12 protein-coding genes and 4 pseudogenes are annotated in these 16,912 nt (G+C 70.0%); 7 read left to right on the top strand and 9 right to left on the bottom strand.

Annotated features, from left to right (window positions below):
- Window positions 1-48: 48 nt before the first annotated feature.
- The gene (locus tag BBK82_RS04385; protein WP_065913845.1) at window positions 49-2,133 is read left to right on the top strand and encodes a RecQ family ATP-dependent DNA helicase; all 2,085 of its coding nucleotides are present in this window, start codon (window positions 49-51) and stop codon (window positions 2,131-2,133) included.
- Between the two features lie 9 nt (window positions 2,134-2,142).
- On the opposite strand, the gene BBK82_RS04390 is transcribed toward BBK82_RS04385, so the two are convergent.
- On the bottom strand, window positions 2,143-2,637 hold the full coding sequence (locus BBK82_RS04390) for a DinB family protein (protein ID WP_065913846.1): 495 nt from the start codon (window positions 2,635-2,637) through the stop codon (window positions 2,143-2,145).
- A gap of 25 nt (window positions 2,638-2,662) precedes the next feature.
- On the opposite strand from BBK82_RS04390, the gene BBK82_RS04395 reads away from it, so the two are divergent.
- From BBK82_RS04395 to BBK82_RS04405, 3 genes are all read left to right on the top strand, one after another.
- Window positions 2,663-3,601 (top strand): carbon-nitrogen hydrolase family protein, encoded by a 939-nt coding sequence (locus BBK82_RS04395; RefSeq protein ID WP_065920807.1) that lies wholly within the window; start codon window positions 2,663-2,665, stop codon window positions 3,599-3,601.
- 88 nt (window positions 3,602-3,689) lie between these two features.
- On the top strand, window positions 3,690-4,643 hold the full coding sequence (locus BBK82_RS04400) for a PrsW family intramembrane metalloprotease (protein WP_083267774.1): 954 nt from the start codon (window positions 3,690-3,692) through the stop codon (window positions 4,641-4,643).
- A 65-nt stretch (window positions 4,644-4,708) separates the two neighbouring features.
- Window positions 4,709-5,899 carry a cytochrome P450 gene (locus tag BBK82_RS04405; protein WP_065920808.1) on the top strand — a complete coding sequence of 397 codons (1,191 nt, stop codon included), beginning with the start codon at window positions 4,709-4,711 and terminating at the stop codon, window positions 5,897-5,899.
- Here the strand turns inward: BBK82_RS04405 and BBK82_RS04410 are convergent.
- Complete coding sequence (locus BBK82_RS04410; RefSeq protein WP_065920809.1) at window positions 5,877-6,287, bottom strand: anthrone oxygenase family protein; 411 nt, start codon at window positions 6,285-6,287, stop codon at window positions 5,877-5,879. The genes BBK82_RS04405 and BBK82_RS04410 overlap by 23 nt on opposite strands.
- Window positions 6,288-6,407: 120 nt before the next feature.
- Between BBK82_RS04410 and BBK82_RS56605 the strand changes: the two are divergent.
- Both BBK82_RS56605 and BBK82_RS56610 read left to right on the top strand, forming a co-directional pair.
- Window positions 6,408-6,452, top strand: a pseudogene (locus BBK82_RS56605) (hypothetical protein); the annotation flags it as partial.
- A 94-nt stretch (window positions 6,453-6,546) separates the two neighbouring features.
- Window positions 6,547-7,254 (top strand): AraC family transcriptional regulator, encoded by a 708-nt coding sequence (locus BBK82_RS56610; protein WP_218920574.1) that lies wholly within the window; start codon window positions 6,547-6,549, stop codon window positions 7,252-7,254.
- 684 nt (window positions 7,255-7,938) lie between these two features.
- Here BBK82_RS56610 and BBK82_RS53740 read toward each other — a convergent pair.
- A pseudogene (locus BBK82_RS53740) lies at window positions 7,939-8,202 on the bottom strand (VOC family protein); the annotation flags it as partial.
- A gap of 324 nt (window positions 8,203-8,526) precedes the next feature.
- Between BBK82_RS53740 and BBK82_RS04425 the strand changes: the two are divergent.
- Window positions 8,527-9,791, top strand: a pseudogene (locus BBK82_RS04425) (MFS transporter).
- On the opposite strand, the gene BBK82_RS04430 reads toward BBK82_RS04425, so the two are convergent.
- The 6 genes and pseudogenes from BBK82_RS04430 to BBK82_RS04455 all read right to left on the bottom strand — a co-directional run bounded on the left by BBK82_RS04430 (window position 9,754) and on the right by BBK82_RS04455 (window position 16,873).
- Window positions 9,754-10,152: a VOC family protein gene (locus BBK82_RS04430; protein ID WP_065913848.1), complete on the bottom strand. Its 399-nt coding sequence runs from the start codon at window positions 10,150-10,152 to the stop codon at window positions 9,754-9,756. The pseudogene BBK82_RS04425 and the gene BBK82_RS04430 overlap by 38 nt on opposite strands.
- Window positions 10,153-10,162: 10 nt before the next feature.
- Window positions 10,163-11,290, bottom strand: coding sequence for a glutamate 5-kinase (proB, locus tag BBK82_RS04435; RefSeq protein WP_083267775.1), 1,128 nt, complete (start codon window positions 11,288-11,290; stop codon window positions 10,163-10,165).
- 3 nt (window positions 11,291-11,293) lie between these two features.
- Window positions 11,294-12,751: a GTPase ObgE gene (gene obgE, locus BBK82_RS04440; RefSeq protein WP_065913849.1), complete on the bottom strand. Its 1,458-nt coding sequence runs from the start codon at window positions 12,749-12,751 to the stop codon at window positions 11,294-11,296.
- Between the two features lie 102 nt (window positions 12,752-12,853).
- Window positions 12,854-13,111: a 50S ribosomal protein L27 gene (rpmA, locus tag BBK82_RS04445; protein WP_053735607.1), complete on the bottom strand. Its 258-nt coding sequence runs from the start codon at window positions 13,109-13,111 to the stop codon at window positions 12,854-12,856.
- Window positions 13,112-13,125: 14 nt separating this feature from the next.
- On the bottom strand, window positions 13,126-13,437 hold the full coding sequence (rplU, locus tag BBK82_RS04450) for a 50S ribosomal protein L21 (protein ID WP_065913850.1): 312 nt from the start codon (window positions 13,435-13,437) through the stop codon (window positions 13,126-13,128).
- A 185-nt stretch (window positions 13,438-13,622) separates the two neighbouring features.
- Window positions 13,623-16,873 (bottom strand): annotated as a pseudogene (locus tag BBK82_RS04455) (translation initiation factor IF-2 N-terminal domain-containing protein).
- Between the last annotated feature and the right edge of the window lie 39 nt (window positions 16,874-16,912).

Consider the following 16,912-nt stretch of genomic DNA (forward strand, 5'->3'; position numbering starts at 1 on the left):
ACCTGCGGCAACGAGAATTGTCAGAGGTCCCTGGCATGCTTGCTCCCCATGGACGACATCGCACTGCGGGAACTGGCGGAGGAACGCCTCCGGGCACTGGCGGGCCCGGAAGCGGTGCTGCGCGAGGACCAGTGGACGGCGATCCACACGCTGGTGGCGCAGCGGCGCAGGGCTCTCGTCGTCCAGCGCACCGGGTGGGGCAAGTCGGCGGTCTACTTCATCGCCACGGCGCTGCTGCGCCAGCTCGGTGAGGGCCCCACGGTCATCGTCTCGCCGCTGCTCGCGTTGATGCGCAACCAGGTCGACGCGGCGGCGCGGGCCGGGGTGCACGCGGTGACGATCAACTCCGCGAACACCGACGAGTGGGACGCGGTGCAGGAGCAGGTCACCGCCGGCGAGGTGGACGTGCTCCTGGTGAGTCCGGAACGGCTGAACAACCCCGACTTCCGGGACACGGTGCTGCCCTCGCTGACGGCCTCGGCCGGTCTGCTCGTGGTCGACGAGGCGCACTGCATCTCGGACTGGGGTCACGACTTCCGGCCGGACTACCGCAGGCTGCGGACGCTGCTGACGGAGCTGCCACCGGGCGTGCCGGTGCTGGCGACGACGGCGACGGCCAACGACAGGGTGGTCCACGACGTCACCGAGCAACTGGGGCTCGGTGCCGACGAGGGCACGCTGGTGCTGCGCGGGCCGCTGGACCGCGACAGCCTGCGGTTGCACGTCGCGCTGCTGCCGACCGCCGAGTCCCGGCTGGGCTGGCTCGCGGAGCAGCTCGACCGGCTGCCGGGCTCGGGGATCATCTACACCCTCACGGTCGCGGCGGCGGACGACATCGCGGCCTTCCTGTCCGACCGCGGCTTCGCGGTGGCCGCGTACTCGGGCAAGACCGAGACCGCCGAACGCCAGCGGGCCGAGGAGGACCTGCTCGGCAACAAGGTCAAAGCCCTTGTCGCCACCTCTGCCCTGGGCATGGGTTTCGACAAGCCGGACCTGGGTTTCGTCGTGCACGTCGGCGCGCCCTCCTCCCCCATCGCCTACTACCAGCAGATCGGCCGGGCGGGCCGCGGCGTCGAACGCGCCGAGGTGATCCTGCTGCCGGGCCACGAGGACCGCGACATCTGGGCGTACTTCGCGTCCCTCGCGTTCCCGGCCGAGGTGGTCGTGCGACAAGTTCTGTCCGCGTTGTCCGGAGCGGGCAAACCTCTGTCGACGGCCGCGCTGGAGCCGGTGGTCGAGCTGTCGCGCGGGCGGCTCGAGGTCGTGCTCAAGGTGCTGGACGTGGACGGCGCCGTCCGCCGCGTGCGCGGTGGCTGGGAGGCGACCGGGCAGCCGTGGGAGTACGACGGCGAGCGGTACGCGCGCATCGCCGAGGCCCGCCGCGCCGAGCAGCAGGTGATGATCGAGTACCAGCGGACGTCGTCGTGCCGGATGAAGTTCCTGCAGGACCAGCTCGACGACCCGACGGCGCGCGACTGCGGCCGGTGTGACAACTGCACCGGTGAACGGTTGTCGGTGGCCGTGTCGGAGACCGCGGCCGGTGCGGCCCGCGAACGCCTGCTCCGGCCGGGCGTCGACGTGGCGCCGCGCAAGATGTGGCCGACCGGCATGGCCGCGATCGGGGTCCCGTTGTCCGGCAAGATCCCCGCGGCCGAGGTGGCGGCCACGGGGCGCGCGCTGGGCAGGCTCACCGACATCGGCTGGGGCAACAGGTTGCGCGACCTGCTCGCCGACGGGGTCGACCAGGAGATCCCCGACGACGTGTTCGCCGCCTGCGTGAAGGTCCTCTCGGCGTGGGGCTGGGACGAGCGCCCGGTCGGCGTGGTGACGGTCGGCTCCCGCCGCCGCCCGTCGCTGGTCGGCAGCTTCGGTCAGCGCATCTCGACGATCGGCCGCCTGCCGTTCCTGGGCACCGTCTGGCTCGGCGAGTCGACGCACCGCGCCAACAGCGCCCAACGCCTCGCGGGCCTGGTCCGTTCCGGCGAGGTCCCGGACGTGTCCGGTGTGGACGGTCCGGTGCTCTTGATCGACGACCACATCGACACGGGCTGGACCATGACGGTGGCCACCAGGATGCTCAGGAAGGAGGGGGTGCCCGCGGTGTTGCCGTTCGCGCTGGCGGTGACGAACTGACGCCGGGCCCTACCGGGCGACCAGCCGCCTGAGCTGCCCGATCTCGGCCACGTTCTTCATCAGCTCGGCGTTGACCCAACCGGCTGTGTGCGCGACGGTCATCGTCCCGTCGGGCCACGGGAAGTCGGTGGTCGCCTCCAGGTCCGCGGTGGTGAGCACGTCCAGCCACTCCGCGTGCAGGTCGCGCAACCACCCGACGGCGCGTTCCGGTCCCGGCCACACCACCTCACGCGGCTCACTCTTGCGCACGTGGTCGATCGCGGCGGTCCACCACCAGCCGATGTGCCACGTCAACCAGGCCATGGTGGCCACGCCGGCGGACTCCTGTTCGGGTGTCGGCCAGTCCCGTTCCCACTCCGTGCCGTTGTGGCGCATGGTGAAGACGACGGAGCCCTCGGGTTCCCAGAGAAGGTCGGCCTGGTCCAACAGGTCCAGGTGGTACTCGAACAGCGACCACGTCAGCTCGCACTGCCAGCGCAGCAGCTCGCGTTGGGAGACAGCCATGGTCCTCAACCTAAAGGAGCTCGTGATGCGCGTTGCCGCTGCCCAGGTCCGCAGTCCGTGGATGGACCTGGAAGCCGGGGTGCGCAAGGTGGTCGACTTCGTGGGGAAAGCCGCGGCTGAGGGCGTGGAGCTCGTCGTGTTCCCGGAGACCTTCTTACCGGGCTACCCGATCTGGCTCACCGAGGCCGGAGGCGTGCGGTTCGACGGTGCGAAGCAGGAGCTGGCCTGTGCGGCGTACCGGGAGCTCGCGATCGAGTTGACCGGTCCCGAGCTGCGGGTGGTCGTCGAGTGCGTGCGGGACCACGGCGTGTTCACCTACCTCGGGATCGCTGAGCGAGGGCCTGGCCGCGGCACCGTGTACTGCACGCTGGTGGCGATCGACCCGGTGGCCGGTGTGCGCGGCGTGCACCGCAAACTCGTGCCGACCCCCGAAGAACGGCTGGTGTGGGCCGACGGGGATGGGCACGGTCTGCAGGTGCACCAGGTCGGCGGTGCACGGGTCGGCGGCCTGTGCTGCTGGGAGAACTGGATGCCGCTGGCACGGCACGCCTTGCATGCACAGGCTCCTGATCTGCACGTGTCGGTGTGGCCGGGATCCACGAGGCTGACCGGCGACATCACCCGGTTCGTCGCGCTGGAGGGTGGCGTGTACTCGCTCGCGGCCGGTGCCGTGATCGACTACGCGGACGTGCCCGCCGGTTTCCCGTTGCGGGACGAGATCCTGGCCGCCAGGCAGAGCTCGCCCTACGACGGCGGTTCGGCGATCGCCGGACCGAACGGCCGGTGGATCGTGGAGCCGGTCAAGGACGAGGAGCGGCTCGTGATCGCCGACATCGACCCCGCGGTGGTGCGCGGTGCCCGGCGGGAGCTCGATCCGACCGGGCACCTCAGCAGGCCGGACGTGTTCCAGCTGACGGTGGATCGGAGGCGGTTGATCTCGGCGACATCTCTCGACCGGCTCTGAAGTTGTCGGCGTTGCTCGTGAGCGGGAAACTCCTGCCCGTGATCACGTGACCGGTTGCCCCGGTCGCGGCGGGAAGGAGCAGAAGCCCATGGTTGTACCAGGACCGACCAAGGCGCGCAGGCGCCGGCCGTGGCTGCGGATGTTCTTCGTCGGTCTGGCGCTGTGGGTGGCGACGGTGGTGATCACCTACATCACCGGCAACGCCAACCTGATCCCGACGATCGTGTTGCTGGGCAGCTTCCTGGTGCCGGGCACGTTCGTGGCGTGGGCGTTCCAGCACAGCCACTCCGGTGAGGTGACCGGGGAGATGGTGTTCAGGACGTTCGCGGTCGGTGGCGTGCTGGGCGTGTTGGGTGCGTCGCTGTTGGAGACGTACCTGCTGCACCCGTCGCCGTTGCTGTTCGTGGGTGTCGGGCTGATCGAGGAGGCGGTGAAGCTCGGGGCGTTGGCGTTGCTGACGCGGCACCTGGCGCACAAGTCCTGTCGCGACGGTCTGGTGCTGGGCGCGAGCGTCGGGTTCGGGTTCGCGGCGTTCGAGTCGGCGGGTTACGCGCTCACGGCGACGTTGACCGAGCACGGGTTGTCGCTGATCGACCTGGTGACGACGGAGCTGTTGCGCGGCTTCCTGGCGCCGTTCGGGCACGGGTTGTGGACGGCGATCCTCGGTGGCGTGCTGTTCGCGCGCAGTGCCCGCGAGCACTTCATGCTCACCGGGCGGCTGTTCGCCGCGTACCTCGGGGTGTCGTTGCTGCACGCCCTGTGGGACTCGATGAACAGCATCGCGGTGGTGTTCACGCTGGTGCTCACCGACCAGCCGTGGCAGGAGCAGGCGCTGGAGGCGGGGTACCTGCCGCAGCCGACGCCGCCGCAGGTGCTGCTGTTCACGGTCTTCACCTGGCTCGGGCTCGCGTTGATCTCGGCGGTCGGGGTGGTGTGGTTGTGGCGCCTGGTGGTGGCGTCGCGTCGTGAGTTCGTGCCGGTGCGCGGCTACCCGTTGCGCACGGATGCGCGGTGGTGGCCGGCGGGTCGGCCGCCGCAGTAGATCGGCGCGGCAGGTCGGTGCAGCAGGCCGCCCGTGGCGGGGTGCGGTGTGGCAGGGTCGTCGGCATGACTCCGGACGTGGTGCGGTTCCGGCAGGCCGACTTCCTCCTCGCGCTGCACCGGAGGTTCGGGCCGGTCGTGCGGATGGGCCCGTACACCTACCTGCTCGGGCCGGAGGCGAACCGGTTCGTGTTCGCGAACTCCGAGCTCTTCGGGGTGCAGGAGGCGTTCCAGTCGCTGGTGCCGGTCGACGGGCCGACGTCGTTGATCGTCAGCGACGGCGACGACCACAAGCGGCGGCGTCGGCTCGTGCAGCCGGCGTTGGTGCACCGGCAGATCGCCAACTACGTGCCGGTGATGCGGTCGAACGCCGAGGCGGTGCTCTCCGACTGGCGGCCGGGTGCCGTGGTCGACGTGTACCAGGAGTTCCGGCGGGCGATCCGGCGCAGCACGATCCACGCGTTGTTCGGCAACCGGTTGGCGCAGGAGGCGGACTTCTTCGGCGCGCACCTGCAGCTGCTGATCAACCTGATCGACCGCAACCCCGCGGTGGTCACGTGGCTCAGGCGGACGAACGCCCCGGCCTGGCGCACTGCGATGAGGGCGCGCAACGCCGTGGACGCACGGGTCTACCGCGCGATCGAGGAGGCCCGGCACGGATCAGCGGCTGACGACGACCACGTGCTCGCAGCGCTGGTGCGTGAGGAAGACGGCTTGAGCGATCTGGAGGTGCGCGACCAGGTCGTGACGCTGATCGCCGCCGGCTACGAGACGACAAGTGCCGCGATGGCGTGGTCGGTGTTCAACCTCCTGCGGCACAACGAGGTCTGGGAACGCGCGGCGAACGACGACTACCTCGCCAACGTCGTGAACGAAACCCTGCGGCTTTATCCGCCGGCGGTGGTGTCCGCGCGAACCGCGTTGCAGGACTTCGAGTTCGCCGGAAAGCAGATCAAGCGCGGCACTTTTCTCCTGTACAGCCCGTACGTCACGCACCGGCTGGCCGACGTGTGGCCGGACCCGCTGCGGTTCGACCCCGATCGCTGGGAGCACAAGCCCGCGCCGCACGAGTTCCTGCCGTTCGGCGGCGGACCGCACCGGTGCATCGGCGCCGGACTCGCGGTGACCGAGCTGACCGTGATGCTGAAAGTGTTGCTGCAACATCCAAAACCGGTGTTGCTGGACCAGCGGATCACGCCGACGAGCGTGGCGGCGATGCGTCCGAAGCGGGGCATCAAAGTCCGAGTGACAGGGTGACCGTCGAGGCGAGGCAGGCGACGCCGCGGACGTGGTTCCACAGCGTCCACCGGCGCAGATACTCGGGCCAGTAGGCGTCGTCGGTGCGTTCGAGGCGGTTGTTCATCGGCACGTTGACGACCATCGTCAGCACGAACGCGCCGACGATGTAGAGCAGTCCGCCGACATAGCGGCCCTGGAAGACCTCGATGCCGCACAGGACCACGTTGCCGACGAAGAGCAGCAGGAACACGGGGTTCTGGATGCGCACGTTCATGCGCCGCATCGCTGCGCGGGCGTGCTCGGCGGACAGGTCGGCGAGGCCGGGCATCACGGCGACGGAGAAGGCGAAGAACGTGCCGGCCATCAGGCCGGACGCGGCGGCTGCGATCAACGTGGTGATTTCCATGTCGCTCACTCTGTCCCGCCCGCGCCGGACTCTCAATGACAATTCATCGCGCTCGCTTGCTCATTCGTCCAGGATGAGACCATGACAGACGCCCTGGGCGAGGCACTGCACCTGCTGCGGATGTCCGGCACGTTCTACTGCCGGAACGAACTGACCGAACCGTGGGGCCTGACCATGCCCGACATGACGGACTGCCTGTGGTTCCACGTCCTCACCAGCGGTCGACGCCAAGACCACCGAGCTCGCTCCCGGCGACGTCATGCTCGTCCCCGGCGGCCAGGGCCACCGCCTGTTCAGCACCCCCGACGCCGAGTCACCGATCGTGACGACGCTGCCGCACACATTCGAAACCGAAAACTATGCAATCCTCCGCCACGGCGACGGCGGCGCGGTGACGCACCTCGTGTGCGGTGCCGTGAAGTTCGACCACCCAGCCGCCAAGCACCTCATCGAGGTGTTGCCGAACGTGCTGCACGTCCAACAGGCTGACGACATGCGCGCGACCATCGACCTGATGGCCGCCGAAGCCCGATCCCTGCGCCCCGGCGGCGAAGCGGTGATCACCCGACTCGCGGACGTGCTGGTGATCCAGACGATCCGTTCATGGCTCGCCAACGACCCCGCCGCCCGCACCGGCTGGCTGGGAGCGTTGCAGGACAACCAGATCGGCCAGGCCCTGGCCCTGATCCACCGCGACCCGGCCCACCCCTGGACCGTCGAACGTCTTGCCCACCACACCGCGATGTCCCGCTCGGCCTTCGCGGCCCGGTTCACCGACCTCGTGGGCGTGCCGGCCATGCGGTACGTGACGCGATGGCGCATGCACGTGGCGATGAACCGCTTGCAGGACCGGGATTCCACGGTCAGCGAGATCGCCCGCGGCCTGGGCTACGAGTCGGAGGCGGCGTTCAGCCGGGCGTTCAAGCGGGTGGTCGGGGTGTCGCCGGGGCAGGCGCGGGTGGGTTGATCCGGTTGCGGCTTGAGCCGAAACGGGCGCGGGCGGCCAGATTCGTTTGCAGGAGGCGGAATCTGCCCGCGGCACGCGGATCTGGCTGCGCGCAGGCGGACCTTGCGGCAGACGGGCGGAGACGACCACGGACGGGCAGGGACGGCCAGCGCGGGTGAGCCGAAGCGCGGACGGACGGCGGCAGGGACCGGACGGCGCTGCGGGCTCGGCGCTGCGGCTCGGCGCTGCGGCTCGGCGCTGCGGGCCGGCGCTGCGGGCTCGGCGCTGCGGGCTCGGCGCTGCGGGCTCGGCGCTGCGGGCTCGGCGCTGCGGGCTCGGCGCTGCGGGCTCGGCGCTGCGGGCTCGGCCGACAACGGCGACGCGCCGCGAACCCGACGTGCGACGGCATGGCGGCGCAGGCCGGGACTGACGGGCAGGGCGTCGCCGACCAGGGCGCAGGGCAAGACATCCCTGGCCGGGCGGGGTTGCCGACCAGGCTGGCGATTTCCGGCTGGCGAGGGGTCTGGTGGGACGCCGGTGGGTCAGGGGGTGGCTGGCTGGAGCAGGTCCCAGCGGTTGCCGTACAGGTCTTCGAAGACGGCGACCTTGCCGTAGACCTCGTCGCGCGGGGCTTCGAGGAACCGGACCGTAGACCTCGTCGCGCGGGGCTTCGAGGAACCGGACGCCGAATGCGGTCATGCGGGTGTGGTCGCGGTCGAAGTCGTCGGTGGTGAGGAAGAAGCCGACGCGGCCGCCGGTTTGGTTGCCGACTCGGGAGTCCTGGTCTGGTGTGGTGGCTTGGGCCAGGAGCAGGGAGGCGCCGGGGGTGGTGGCTTGGGGGGCGGGTGAGATGACGACCCAGCGCTTGTCGCCTTGTGGGGTGTCCTCGACCAGTGTGAAGCCCAGGCCGTCCACGTAGAAGCGGATTGCTTCGTCGTAGTCGCGGACCACCAACGTCACCAAGCTCATGGATCGCACGTTCAGGAGTATCGCTGGTGGGTGGAGGTGGAGGTGTCGCCCGCCCCCCTTCCTTGTGGCTCGGCGGTGGTGGTCGTGATTTGGGACGTGGTGAGCGAGCACGGGAAGGAGACGCGGTGGGACGTGGATCAGGACACGGTTCACCCGGACGAGTGAGGGAACGGTGAGGCGATGGGTTGGGGAGGTCAACAGGGGTGTGGCGGAGAGACCTGTGTGTGCATCTTGGTGGGGCTGACCCGGCGGCGTTCAGAGCGCAGTGATGTGGCGGGTCAGGACATCGCGCCGATTCGTCGCCGTGTGTGACAGGGTGACTGCATGGCGGTTACCTCGGAGACGCATCGACTGCCCGTGCGCAAGCTGGTTGCGGCCTCGGCCGGCAACGCGGTGGAGTGGTACGACTGGGGGATCTACACGGCGTTCAGCATTTACTTCGCCACGCAGATCTTTCCCAAGGGCAACGAGGCCGCGGCGTTGCTGAGCACGTTCGCGACGTTTGCGCTTGCTTTCTTCTTCCGGCCGCTCGGTGGGTACCTGCTGGGGCGGTTCGCGGATGTCCGTGGGCGGCGGACGGCGATGTTGCTGACCATCGTGCTCATGTCGGGTGGGTCGGCGATGATCGGGTTGTTGCCGACGTTCGAGCAGGTCGGGTGGTTGTCGCCGGCGCTGTTGGTGCTGGCGCGGATTGCTCAGGGGATGGCGTTGGGTGGTGAGGTGTCCAACGCGTCGGCTTATCTGGGGGAGATCGCCGAGCCCAGTCATCGGGGGCGGTACTCGTCGTTCTTCTACATCTCGACCGGGGCGGCGGTGCTGGTGGCGTCGTTGCTCGGGTTCTTCCTGAGCCGGAGTTTGGATGCGGCGGCGATGGCGTCGTACGGGTGGCGGGTGCCGTTCCTGGTGGGCGGGGTGCTCGGGCTGGTGGGGTTGTGGTTGCGGCGGGCGTTGCCGGAGACCGAGCAGTTCGAGGAGAACCGGGCCAAGGCGGAGAGTCTGAAGAACCCGTTGCTGATGACGTTGCGGGAGCACCCCAAGGCGGTGGGGCAGCTGGTGGGGTTCACGTTGCTGTCGACGTTGTGCTTCTACACGTTCTTTTCGGCGTTGACGCCCTTTGCGGTGAAGACCAGGGGTGCGGACGATGTCGACGTGTTCCTGGCGTTGTCCATTGCCACCGGGGTGTTCATCGCGCTGCAGTACCCCATGGGGTGGCTGGCGGACCGGGTCGGGCGCAAGCCGCAGATCTTGGTGTGGTCGGCGGCGATGGCGGTGTTGATCGTGCCGTTGTCCACGTTGGTGCAGCCGGGCTGGGGAACCTGCTCATCGTGTTCTGCACCGGCCTCGCGCTCTACACGACGATCACGTCTATCGCGCCGGCGTTGATGAGCGAGCTGTTCCCGACCGAGCTGCGCGGGCTCGGGATCGGGGCTTGGTACAACCTCACGGTGGCGTTGTTCGGTGGTACGGCGCCGTTGGTGATCCAGGCGCTGCCGGGGACCACGTTCTTCTGGTACGTGGCGGTGGCGGCGGTGATCACGTTCCTCGCGATCCTCACCCTTCCGGAGACAAAGGGTGTTCGGTTGAGCTGAGGCAGAACTCGTTGCCCTCGGGGTCTGCGAGCACGAACCACACGCCGTCTTGGCTGACGACCGCTGCTCCGAGCGCGACGAGTCGTGCCACCTCGGCCTCCACGTCGTCGCACCAGAGGTCGACGTGCACGCGGTTCTTGCCGGTCTTGGGTTCCGGCACGCGGTTGAAGAACAACCTCGGCGACCCGTCCAGCAACACGGACGGGTCGTCCTCGGGGTCGTTGATTCCCTTGCCGCGCAACCGTTCGAGCTCTTCGTCGTCGTACGGCGCGATCTCGTGGTCGTCCAGCGCGGCCGCCCAGAAGCGGGCGAGCGAGGCGGGATGTGCGCAGTCGATGACGATGTCGTGCAACCGGGCCATGTGACCGAGGTTAGCGGTGCAGCGGCACCAGGTCATCGGCGTGCACGACCTCGCGGCGCTGTTCGGCGGGCAGGTCGTGGGACTTGCGGCCGATCAACGACGGCAGCTCGGCCGCGTCGTAGCCCACGACGCCGCGGGCCACTACCTCGCCGGCGAGGCTGACCAGTTCGACGACGTCGCCCGCCTCGAAGTCGCCGTCCACACCGGTGATGCCGGCGGCGAGCAGTGAGCGGCGGCGGCCCACGACGGCGGCGACGGCGCCGTCGTCGAGGTGCAGGCGGCCGTTGGCGTCGGTGGCGTAGCCGAGCCAGAAGCGGCGGGCGGTGAGGCGTGAACCCGTTGCGGCGAAAGCGGTTCCGACGTCGGCGGCGGTCAACGCGCGGTGGGCTTCGGTGGCGCTCGTCAGCAGGACCGGGATGCCGGCGGAGGACGCGAGCCTGGCGGCGGCGAGCTTGGAGGCCATGCCGCCGGTGCCGAGGCCGGACGCGCCGACCGTGCCCGCTCGCACGCCGTCGACGTCCGCGGCCGACGCGACCTCGGAGATGCGCACGGCACCTGGCCGACGCGGGTCGCCGGAGTACAGAGCGTCCACATCGGACAGCAGGAACAACGCGTCGGCGCCGACGAGGTGTGCGACCAGTGCGGCGAGGCGGTCGTTGTCGCCGAAGCGGATCTCTTCGGTGGCAACGGTGTCGTTCTCGTTCACGACGGGAACCGCGCCCAACGCCAGCAACCGCGAGAACGTGCGCTGCGCGTTGCGGTAGTGGGCGCGGCGCACCACGTCGTCCGCGGTCAGCAGCACCTGGCCGACTGTCAGCGAGTAGCGGCCGAACGAGTTCGCGTACGCGTGCGCGAGCGTCAGCTGGCCGACGCTCGCTGCAGCCTGCTGGGTGGCGAGGTCACGGGGGCGGCGGGAGATCTTCAACGGCGCCAGGCCCGCGGCGATCGCGCCGGAGGACACGAGCACGACCTGGCTGCCCGCCGCGCACCGGGCGGCGAGGGCGTCGACCAGCGCGTCCAGCCGCGCCGGGTCGAGGCCCCCTTCCGCTGTGGTCAAAGAAGAAGAACCGACCTTGACCACGATGCGGTTCGCCGAGGCGACCGCGTTGCGAGCTGGTGAGACCACGGGGGCCGTCACGGGTTACTCCTCGTCGAAGTCGTCACCGTAGTCGCCGGCGCCGGGTGCACGACGGGCCTTCTTCAAGGCCTTGCGCTCGTGGGCGCCGATGCGGTCGTTGCGCTCGAGGCGGACGTCCGTGCCACGTCCGGTCATCGTCATCGCGATGCCGGCCGGGGTCGTCGGCTCCCAGTCGAACACCAGGTCGCCGATGGTGACCTGGCAGCCGGGAACAGCGCCCATCTTCACGAGCTTGTCCTCGACGCCCAGCCTGTTCAGGCGGTCCGCGAGGTAACCGACGGCTTCGTCGTTGGAGAAGTCGGTCTGGCGGATCCAGCGCTCGGGGCGGTCGCCCCGCACGATGAAGCCACCCTCGACCGAGGGGTCCTCGGTCACGGTGAAGCCCTCGTCGTCCACGGCGGTCGGCCGCAGGACGATCCGGGTCGACTCCTTCTTCGGCTGGGCCTCGCGGTACTCGCGCACGACCTCGGCCAGCTTGAACGTGAGCTCCCGCAGGCCCTGGCGGGACACGGTCGACACCTCGAAGACCGGCAGGCCGCGGGCCTCGATCTCCGGGCGGACGATGTCGGCGAGGTCCTGGGCGTCCGGGATGTCGACCTTGTTGAGGATGACCACGCGCGGCCGGTCCTCGAAGTTGCCGCCCAGCGACGGCGTGTACTCCGAGAGCTCCTTCTCCAGCGCGTCGATGTCCGCGATCGGGTCACGGCCGGGCTCGTAGGTCGCGCAGTCCACGACGTGCGCGAGAACGGCGGTGCGCTCGATGTGGCGCAGGAAGTCCAGGCCGAGGCCCTTGCCCTGCGAGGCGCCGGGGATCAGGCCGGGAACGTCGGCCATCGTGAAGATGGTGTCGCCCGCGGTGATCACGCCGAGGTTCGGCACGAGTGTGGTGAACGGGTAGTCGGCGATCTTCGGCTTCGCCGCGGACAGCACCGAGATCAGCGACGACTTGCCGGCCGACGGGAACCCGAGCAGGCCGACGTCCGCGACGGACTTGAGCTCCAGCACCAGGTCGCGGGTCTCGCCCGGCTCACCGAGCAACGCGAAACCGGGGGCCTTGCGGGCCTTGGACGCGAGCGAGGCGTTGCCCAGACCACCACGGCCACCGGCGGCGGCGATCAGCTGAGTGCCCTCGCCGACGAGGTCGGCGACGACCTCGCCGGCCTCGGTCAGCACGACGGTGCCGTCCGGGACGCGCAGGATCAGGTCCTCGCCGTTCGCGCCGTCGCGGTTCGCGCCGGCTCCGGCCTTGCCGCTGGTGGCGGAGGCGTGCGGGCGGAAGTGGAAGTCGAGCAGGGTGTGCACCTGCGAGTCGACGACGAGGATGACGTTGCCGCCACTGCCCCCGTTACCGCCGTCCGGGCCGCCGAGCGGCTTGAACTTCTCGCGGTGCACTGAAGCGCAACCGTTGCCCCCGTTGCCGGCGGCAGCGTGGATCACCACCCGGTCTACGAAGCGGGCCACGGAACTACTTCCTCTCAAAAGTCCTGGACAAACAACGAGGGGCGGTGCCGGATGACCGGTCCCGCCCCTCGCAAAGGTCTATCTACGTCGCGGAAACGGTCCTCAGACCGCGACCGGAACGATGTTGACGGTCTTGCGACCGCGCTTCGTACCGAACTCCACCGCACCCGGCAGCAGGGCGAACAGCGTGTCGTCCTTGCCGATGCCGACGCCGACGCCGGGGTGGAACTTGGTGCCGCGCTGGCGGATCAGGATCTCGCCGGCCTTGACGACCTGACCGCCGAACCGCTTCACACCCAGGTACTGGGGGTTGGAGTCACGGCCGTTGCGGGAACTGGATGCACCCTTTTTGTGTGCCATGAGAAGTCAGGTCCTCACTTACCGGTGATGCCGGTGACCTCGACGCGGGTCAGCTTCTGACGGTGACCCTGTCGCTTGTGGTAGCCGGTCTTGTTCTTGAACTTGTGGATGCGAATCTTCGGGCCCTTGGTGTGCTCGACCAGCTTGCCGGTAACCGAGAACTTCGCCAGGGCGTCCGCGTCAGCGGTGACGTCGGTGCCGTCGACCACGAGCAGCGCCTGGAGGGAGATTTCGGTGCCCGGCTCGCCCTCGAGCTTCTCGACCTCGACGATGTCGCCGACAGCGACCTTGTACTGCTTGCCGCCGGTCTTGACGATCGCGTACATCAGGACGGAAGTCTCCTGCTACTCGATGGTGACGGGCCGTGCGCCAACCCATCTGCGCCAAAAACAGCAGAGGGGGCACACGACAGGACCCGTCGGATGGCGGGCCGCAGACAAGGTTACGGGAGTGGGTACACCAGGAGCAAACTGGGGTGCCCTGATCGCGTTTGCGCAGGCTGTGCCATCCCTCACAGCACCTTCCACAACGCCTGCGCAAACGCACGCGGGGACCTTCCGTACCGGGTGAGAGTACGAAAGGTCCCCGCGTGCGTTACGGGTGGAACGGTCAGGCGTCCTGGACCGGCGGGCCCGCGGGGCGCGAGACGGTGCGGCGCCTGCGGGTGGTGACCACCGGTGCGGGCAGCTGGACCTCCGGCTGCTTGGGCAGTTCGACGGGCACCACGGGAGGCGCCTCGACGGCGACCGGGGCACCGGCGGCGCGCTTGGCGGCACGACGACGGACGGCCGGGGGCCTCGGCGACGGGCTCGGGAGCCTGTTCCGGGGTCACGGCGGCAGCGGGCTGTTCCGCGGCCTCCACGGCCTCGGCAGCCGCCTCCACCGCGGTCTCCGCCGACGCCTCGACCTCGGCTGCCGTGTCCTCCACGACGGCCTCGACGACACCGGCCTCGACCGGCTCGACGAGCTCGTCGGGCGTCTCGTCCACCACCTCGGCGGCGGGCTCCTCCACCGGGGTCTCGACGACGTCCTCGGCCTCGATCGGCGCGGGCTCCTCGACGAGGTCCTCGTGCGGCTCGCGGCCGTTGAGCGCCTGCTCCTCGACCACCACCGCGTCGACGACCGCCTGCGGTTCCTTGTCCCGGCGCCGACGACGCCGGCGCCGACCGCCGTGGCCCTCGTGCTCCTGGTCCATGGCGACCGCGACCTCGGAGGTGTCCTCGGGCTCGCCCGGCTCCACGACCTCGACGACGGAATCGACGACGACCGGCTCGGCCTCGATCTCGGGGGCCTCGACCGCCGCCTCGACGACCTCGGCCGCCTGCTCGCCGCCGCCCTTGTTGCGGCGCGACTTGCGGCCACCGCCCTGCGGCTGCTGCTGGCCACCACCGTTGCCGTTGCCACCGCCGTGCGAGTGCACGGGCTCGGTGGACACGACCACGCCGCGGCCGCGGCAGTGTTCACACGTCTGGCTGAACGCCTCCAGCAGGCCGGTGCCGACCCGCTTGCGGGTCATCTGCACGAGACCCAGCGAGGTGACCTCGGCGACCTGGTGGCGCGTGCGGTCGCGGCCGAGGCACTCGGTCAGGCGGCGCAGCACCAGGTCGCGGTTCGACTCGAGCACCATGTCGATGAAGTCGATGACGATGATGCCGCCGATGTCGCGCAGCCGGAGCTGGCGGACGATCTCCTCCGCCGACTCCAGGTTGTTGCGCGTCACCGTCTCTTCGAGGTTGCCGCCCGATCCGGTGAACTTGCCGGTGTTGACGTCGATGACCGTCATCGCCTCGGTGCGGTCGATGATCAGGTAACCGCCCGAGGGCAGCCACACCTTGCGGTCCAGCGCCTTGAGCAGCTGCTCGTCGATGCGGTACTCGACGAACGCGTCGTTGCTGCCGACGTGCTTCTTCAGGCGGTCCTGCAGGTCCGGCGCCACGTGGCGGACGTACGAGTCGATGACCTCCCACGCCTCGTCGCCCTGGACGACGAGCTGGGCGAAGTCCTCGGTGAACAGGTCGCGGACGACCTTCACCAGCAGGTCCGGCTCTTCGTAGAGCAGCGCCGGCGCCTTGGTGGAGGTGGTCTCCGACTTCTCCTTGATGACCTTCCACTGGGCCTGCAGACGCGTGACGTCGCGGCCGAGCTCCTCCTCGGAGATGCCCTCCGAGGCGGTGCGGATGATCACGCCGGCGTCCTCGGGGACGACCCTCTTCAGGATGTCCTTGAGGCGCTTGCGCTCGTTGTCCGGCAGCTTGCGGCTGATGCCCGTGGCGCCACCGCCCGGCACGTAGACCAGGAAGCGGCCGGGCAGGCTGATCTGGGTGGTCAGGCGGGCGCCCTTGTGGCCGACCGGGTCCTTGGTGACCTGGACGAGCACCGAGTCGCCGCTGGACAGCGCCTGCTCGATCTTGCGGGACTTGCCCTCGAGACCGGCGGCGTCCCAGTCGACCTCACCGGCGTAGAGCACGGCGTTGCGGCCGCGGCCGATGTCGATGAACGCGGCTTCCATGCTCGGCAGCACGTTCTGCACGCGGCCGAGGTAGACGTTGCCCACGATCGAGCCGGAGCCCGACGACGTGACGAAGTGCTCGACCAGCACGCCGTCTTCCAGCACGCCGATCTGGGTGCGGTCGCCGCGCTCGCGGACGACCATCGTGCGGGCCACGGCCTCGCGGCGGGCCAGGAACTCGGCCTCGGTCAGCACCGGGGACGGGCGGCAGCCTCGCACGCGGCGGGTGACGTTGCCCCAGGCGGGCCCGGACGCGGTCTGCGGCCTCTCGCGCCGATCTGGTCGTCGCCGCGTCGCGCGACTCGCGCCACGGCCTCGCGGCGGCCAGGAACTCGGCCTCGGTCAGCACCGGGCACGGCGGCGGCGGCCTCGACCGTCGCGGCCTGGCTTGGCCTCCAGGCGGGTGGAGCCGCGGATGCTGCGGACCTCGCTGCGCGCGGCCTCGCTCTGGGCTGCGTCGTCAGCCTTGTCGTCACGCGACTCGCGCACGTGCACGACCGTGTTCGGCGGGTCGTCCTCGGCCAGCACGTCGTCTTCCGTGCCGGTCTTGCGGCGACGGCGACGGCGGCGACGGCGGGTCGAACCCTCGTCACCCTCGTCCGCGGCCTCGTCGGCGGCGTCCTCCGCGGCCTCCGGCTCCTCGGCTTGGGCCTCGTCGCCCTCGTCGGCGCCGTTCGCGTCCCGCCCTTGCCGCGGCCACGGCCACGGCGGCCACGACGGCGGCGGCGACGGCCCTCGCTGTCGTCGTCACCGTCGGCGTCGGCCTCGACGTCGGTCTCAGCGGCCTCGGCGGCGTCGAGCTCGTCGGCGGCGATCTCGCCGACCGACTTCTCGTCCTGCTCCGGTTCCTCCTCGACGACGAACGGCGAGACCTGCGCCTTCGGGCGCTCGATCGGCGTCGGCGGCAGGAAGACGGCGCTCGGCGCGGCGAAGACCGGCGCCAGGGCCGGTGCCTCGAACGCGGGCACAGCCGGGGCCTCGTAGTCCTCGGTGATCTCACCGGTGACCACGTCGTCCCAGTCCAGCAGCGTCTCGGCGACCTTCAGCGCGACGTCGCGGCTGACGCTCGACTGGGCGCTGCGCGCGACCTCACCGAGGTCGGCCAGCGCCGTCATCACGTCCTTGCTGCTGACGTCCAGCAGCTTCGCCAGGGCGTGCACCCGCAGCTTGTCCGGCAGATCAGCCAGCTCAGGGCGTGCAGATACCACGCCCTGCCCGCCGGTCGCACCGGCGGGCTTTTCCGTGTTCGACATGCAGCTCCTCCACCCCCGGGCGCGTCCCGTGAGGACGCG

Source organism: Lentzea guizhouensis (genome assembly GCF_001701025.1).
GTDB classification, from domain to species: Bacteria; Actinomycetota; Actinomycetes; order Mycobacteriales; family Pseudonocardiaceae; genus Lentzea; species Lentzea guizhouensis.

What these genes read in the sequence shown, in the direction of transcription:
- BBK82_RS04385 (WP_065913845.1), top strand. Translation starts at nt 49, where the DNA reads ATGGACGACATCGCACTGCGGGAACTGGCGGAGGAACGCCTCCGGGCA.
- BBK82_RS04390 (WP_065913846.1), bottom strand. Translation starts at nt 2,637, where the DNA reads ATGGCTGTCTCCCAACGCGAGCTGCTGCGCTGGCAGTGCGAGCTGACG.
- BBK82_RS04395 (WP_065920807.1), top strand. Translation starts at nt 2,663, where the DNA reads ATGCGCGTTGCCGCTGCCCAGGTCCGCAGTCCGTGGATGGACCTGGAA.
- BBK82_RS04400 (WP_083267774.1), top strand. Translation starts at nt 3,690, where the DNA reads ATGGTTGTACCAGGACCGACCAAGGCGCGCAGGCGCCGGCCGTGGCTG.
- BBK82_RS04405 (WP_065920808.1), top strand. Translation starts at nt 4,709, where the DNA reads ATGACTCCGGACGTGGTGCGGTTCCGGCAGGCCGACTTCCTCCTCGCG.
- BBK82_RS04410 (WP_065920809.1), bottom strand. Translation starts at nt 6,287, where the DNA reads ATGGAAATCACCACGTTGATCGCAGCCGCCGCGTCCGGCCTGATGGCC.
- BBK82_RS56610 (WP_218920574.1), top strand. Translation starts at nt 6,547, where the DNA reads ATGCTCGTCCCCGGCGGCCAGGGCCACCGCCTGTTCAGCACCCCCGAC.
- BBK82_RS04430 (WP_065913848.1), bottom strand. Translation starts at nt 10,152, where the DNA reads ATGGCCCGGTTGCACGACATCGTCATCGACTGCGCACATCCCGCCTCG.
- rpmA (WP_053735607.1), bottom strand. Translation starts at nt 13,111, where the DNA reads ATGGCACACAAAAAGGGTGCATCCAGTTCCCGCAACGGCCGTGACTCC.
- rplU (WP_065913850.1), bottom strand. Translation starts at nt 13,437, where the DNA reads ATGTACGCGATCGTCAAGACCGGCGGCAAGCAGTACAAGGTCGCTGTC.